3 protein-coding genes are annotated in these 4,760 nt (G+C 74.1%); 2 read left to right on the top strand and 1 reads right to left on the bottom strand.

Translation table 11 applies throughout. The annotated features are described in order from the left end of the window. Positions 1-32: 32 nt before the first annotated feature. Positions 33-1,265 (bottom strand): ArsB/NhaD family transporter, encoded by a 1,233-nt coding sequence (locus tag DKL51_RS03125; RefSeq protein ID WP_109944099.1) that lies wholly within the window; start codon positions 1,263-1,265, stop codon positions 33-35. A gap of 104 nt (positions 1,266-1,369) precedes the next feature. Here DKL51_RS03125 and DKL51_RS36095 point away from each other — a divergent pair, with 104 nt between their 5' ends. Continuing rightward, complete coding sequence (locus DKL51_RS36095) at positions 1,370-2,083, top strand: toll/interleukin-1 receptor domain-containing protein (RefSeq protein ID WP_260428357.1); 714 nt, start codon at positions 1,370-1,372, stop codon at positions 2,081-2,083. Continuing rightward, positions 2,025-4,760 (top strand): NACHT domain-containing protein (locus DKL51_RS03120; protein ID WP_260428356.1); only part of this gene is annotated, 2,736 nt, incomplete at its 3' end. The genes DKL51_RS36095 and DKL51_RS03120, both read left to right, overlap by 59 nt.

The following is a 4,760-nucleotide window of genomic DNA, read 5'->3' as shown; positions in this document are numbered from 1 at the left end:
GAGCGAGGCGTCCTCAGGTTCCAACCGTGGCGTCACGCTGCCGGGCCGACCAGCAGGGCGGCGACGGTGGCGGCGGTGGCCAGCGCGGCGAGGGCGGCGCTGGTGGCGACGAAGCGGCCCAGCGGGACGTGCACCCCGGCGGCGCGGCAGCGCTCGTACCAGATCAGGGTGGCCAGCGACGCCCACGGGGTGGCCAGCGGGCCGACGTTCGTGCCGACCAGCAGCGCCAGCAGTTGGGTGTGGTTGGCGGTGGCGATGACCGCCTCCCCGGCGACGTACGCGGGCAGGTTGTTCACGGCGTTGGCGAAGAGCGCGCCCACCCCGCCGGCCCGTAGCGCGCCCGTCGCGCCCGGGTCGCCGCCGATCAGCGCGCCCATCACCGTGTCCAGGCCGTGCCGGCCGATGGTCTGCACCACCAGGAACAGCCCGACGATGAAGACCAGCAGCCGCCACGGGATCAGCGCGAGCCGCAGGCTGCCGCGGGCGCGCACCGCGAAGCCGGCCACCAGGATCGCGGCCGCCACCCCGGAGGCGAGCCCGATCTCGACCCCCGCCAGGATCCCGGCGACGAAGAGCAGGCAGGCGCCCAGCGCGGTGCGGTACAGCACCGGGTCGGGCGGTACGTGCGGCGGCGGCGGAACGAACGGGTCCGCCCCCGCCCGGGCCGGCCGCCAGTACCACCACCACAGCAGCAGCATGGTGATGGCGATGGCGACCAGCTGCGGCCACCACATCCGGGCGGCCCACGGCAGCGGGTCCAGCCCGATCCGGTCACTGGCCAGGATGTTGGTCAGGTTGGACACCGGCAGCAGCAGGCTCGCTGTGTTGGCCAGCCAGACCGTGGTCATCGCCAGCGGGGTGGGCGGCACGCCGAGCTTGCGGGCCAGGGCGATCATCACCGGGGTGAGCAGGACGGCGGTGGTGTCCAGGTTGAGCGCGATGGTGGTGACCGAGGCGAAGCCGACGCAGAGCCAGAACAGCGCCCGGTAGCTGCCCCGGGCGGCGATCGCGACCCGCGCCGCGAGCGCGTCGAAGACGCCGGCCACCGCGGTCAGCTCGGCCAGCACCACCACCGTGCCGATGAAGATCAGGATCGGCGCGATGCGACGTACGGTGGCCTCGGCCTCCGGGCGGGGGAGGAGCCCGGTGAGGACGCAGATCAGGCCGACGGCGGCGAGCCCGATCGCGATCCAGTCCAGGACGTGCAACCGCCCCCAACGGGTCCGGTCCGGTGCGGCGGACGGCGGGTCGCCGACGGTCTCCACGGAGGATGATCCTCGCACACCCCGGGCCGAGTGAGGGCCCTCGACGCGGCCGGATTGGCTGCCGAGGGTGTCCACAGAACGACTAACGGTGTCCATAATGGCGTGTGTCCATTGGCGCGCACCCCACCCGGTCCGACCGCCCGATCGACTTCTTCATCAGCTACTCGCCAGCCGACGAGCGTTGGGCCACCTGGCTCGCCTGGGAGTTCGAGGCCGCCGGCTACCGCACCATGCTCCAGGCGTGGGATTTCGTCGCCGGCACCAACTTCATCGACTTCATGGACCGGGGCGTCCGCGAGGCGGCCGTCGTGGTCGCCGTCCTCTCCGAGCGCTACCTGCACTCGACATACGGGAAGCTGGAGTGGCAGGCCGCGCTGCGGGCCGACCCGGACGGCACCGGGAACAAGCTGGTCACCGTCCGGGTGGAGGACTGCCCGATCGACGGCCTGCTGGCCACCATCACCTACGTCGACCTGGTCGGGGTGACCGACCCGGCGCAGGCGAGGGCGCGGGTGCTGGACCGGATCCGGGAGGCGCTCAACGGTCGGGCCAAGCCGGTGCTGCAACCGGCTTTCCCGCACCATCCGGCCGGCCCCGCCGGGGTCCTCAGCGCGCCGGCGGCGGGTGCGCGGGCGCACCCGCCGCGCCCGGCGGACGCCGATCACCCCGCCGCCGTTCCCGCCGTCGGCGCTCGCGGTGCCCGAGTCTCGCAGCACCCTGACCGTGCTCCAGGTCGCCGGGCCCCGGTTCGGTCGAGGCATGATCGAGCCCGGTGCCCCGGTCACCCCGGGCGAGCTCCAGGAACACCTGATGGGTGACCTCACCCTGCTGATGAACGACGGCGTCCCCCGGCCGGACCTGCTGGTGGTGGCCGGCAACCTGACCGAGTCGGGCAGCCCGCGCGAGTTCTCCGACGCCCTGAGCTTCCTCACCGGGCTGCGCGTGCTGCTCGGGCTGGAGCCGCACCGGTTGGTCGTGGTGCCCGGTTTCCGGGACGTCACCATGGCGGCCAGCCGGGCGTACTTCGCCACCTGCGAGGCCGACGACGTCGACCCGCAACCGCCGTACTGGCCGAAATGGCGGCACTACGCGCGCCTGTTCGACGAGCTCTACCAGGGACTGGAGGACCGGATCTTCGACAGCGAGCAGCCGTGGACGCTGTTCGCCGTGCCGGACCTGCGGGTCGCGGTCGCCGGCCTGAACTCGACCATCGCGATCACCCATCGCGAGGAAGACCGGTACGGGTTCCTCGGCGAGGCCCAGGCCACCTGGTTCGCCCAGCGGCTGCGCGAGTACCAGCAGTCCGGCTGGCTGCGGCTGGGAGCGATGGCGCACGCGCCGGGCTCGCGCACCCCGTACGCCGACGAGGGCCCGGTGCCGGGCGCGACCACGCTGCGCGACCGGACGGCGTACCACCGGCTGGTCGCGCCGATGCTCAACCTGCTCCTCTCCGACACCGCGCCGACCCGCGCGCCGGTCGACCCCGCCGTCCCGCTCTCCACCGCCTCCGGGGACGGCCGGGCCCAGGTGCTGCGGCTGGCCGCCGACGGGATGACCCGGTGGGTGCTCGGTCGCGACGACCGGCACGATGTGGGCGAGCCGACCGCGGTGACCTGGTCCCGGACGGAGGCGACCTTCGGGGCGGCCGGCCCCGCCCAGGTGCCCGACCCGAGGCTGCCGACGGCGGCGGAGGGCCCGACCCAGGGCTCGACCGCTCCCGACGTACCGGCGGTCGTGCCGGCCGTGGCCGCGTCGCCGCTAGAGCGGCTGCTGGACCGGCTGGCCGAGGTGTGCGAGGCCCGGCACGACCGGGTGCTGGTCCGTCGGGTGCCGGCGGACCCGCCGCACCTCTTCGTCACCTACCGGGCCGACGGGGTGGTGCGGCAGCAGCGGGTCGGTGCCCACATCGGCACCCCGACGGCCGCCGACATCGACCACTTCGCCCGCCGGGTGCACGCCACCGACCCGGACGTCCCCTCCGAGCTGGTCTACGACGGCGACCGGATCGCCCGCGGTCTGGCCGAGGAGGCCCAGCGGCGCGGGGTGCGGGTGCTGCATCTGACCGAGTTCCAGGGCCTGCTGGACCTGCGCGAGTACGTGGCCGCGCAGACCGCCCGGCTCCAGGCGGACCGGCTCTACCCACCGGAGCAGTACGTGCCGCAGCGCTACCGCCACCTGGTCGGCGCCGACCAGCGGGTCCGCGAGGACGTGGTGGAGGAACTGCTGGAGCTGATCTCCGCGCCGGACGGCCGGTTCGCGTTGGTGCTCGGGGACTTCGGCCGGGGCAAGACGTTCGCGCTGCGCGAGGTGGCCCGCCGGCTGCCCACCGCCGCGCCCGATCTGATCCCGATCCTGGTGGAGCTGCGCGCGCTGGACAAGGCGCACTCGGTGGACGGCCTGGTCGCCGCCCACCTGGCCAACCACGGCGAGCAGGTGATCGACCTCAAGGCGTTCCGCTACATGCTCCGCCAGGGCCGGATCGTGCTGCTCTTCGACGGCTTCGACGAGCTGGTCGCCCGGGTCACCTACGACCGGGCGGCGGACCACCTGGAGACGCTGCTCCAGGCTGCCGAGGGCAACGCCAAGATCGTGGTGAGCAGCCGTACCCAGCACTTCAAGACGAACTCGCAGGTGCTGACCGCGCTCGGCGAGCGGGTCGGGCTGCTGCCGCACCGGCGGGTGCTCGCCATCGAGGACTTCACCCCCGGGCAGATCGAGGCGTTCCTGCGCAACCGGTACGGCGGCGACGAGCGGGCCGCCCGGGCGCGGATGACGCTGCTGGCCGGCGTGAAGGACCTGCTCGGCCTGTCCCGCAACCCGCGGATGCTGGGCTTCATCGCCAACCTCGACGATGGACGGCTGGCCGCGGTCGCCGGAGCCGCCGGCACGTTCAGCGCCGCCGCGCTCTACCGGGAGATCCTGGAGTCCTGGTTGGACTTCGAGGAGCGCCGTACCCAGGGGGTGCCGGGCGCCCCGGTGACGCTGCGCCGGCCGGAGCTGTGGGCGGCGGTCAGCCGGCTGGCCTTCCAGCTCTGGGAGAGCGGGGAGTCGTACCTGCGGCTGGCCGAGCTGGTCGAGGCCGCCGGCCAGCTCGCCGGGCTGGCGGAGTCGCGGCTGTCGGGCCAGCAGGCGGTGCATGCGGTGGGGGCGGGCAGCCTGCTGGTGCGCACCGACGACGGGTTGTTCGGGTTCATCCACACCTCGGTGATGGAGTGGCTGGTGGCGGAGGGGATCGCCGCTCAGCTCAACCGGGGCGAGGATTCGTCGGCCCTGGCGGTGCGTCCGCTGTCGGCGCTGACCGTGGAGTTCCTCGGCGACCTCGCCGACCCCCGCCGGTGCACCGCGTGGACCGCCCGGGTGCTCGGTGACGAGGACGCGGGCGAGATCGTCCGGGCGAACGCCCTGCGGCTCAGCGCCCGGCTGCGGCTGCCGGACCGGGCCGACCTGCGCGGGGCCTCGCTGCGCGGCGAGGACCTGTCGCACCGGGAGCTGGCC

The organism is Micromonospora globispora, from assembly GCF_003857015.1.
Taxonomy (GTDB): domain Bacteria; phylum Actinomycetota; class Actinomycetes; order Mycobacteriales; family Micromonosporaceae; genus Micromonospora; species Micromonospora globispora.
Note: the sequence above shows the minus strand (reverse complement) of the source record. Positions and strands in the feature narration are given on the sequence as shown.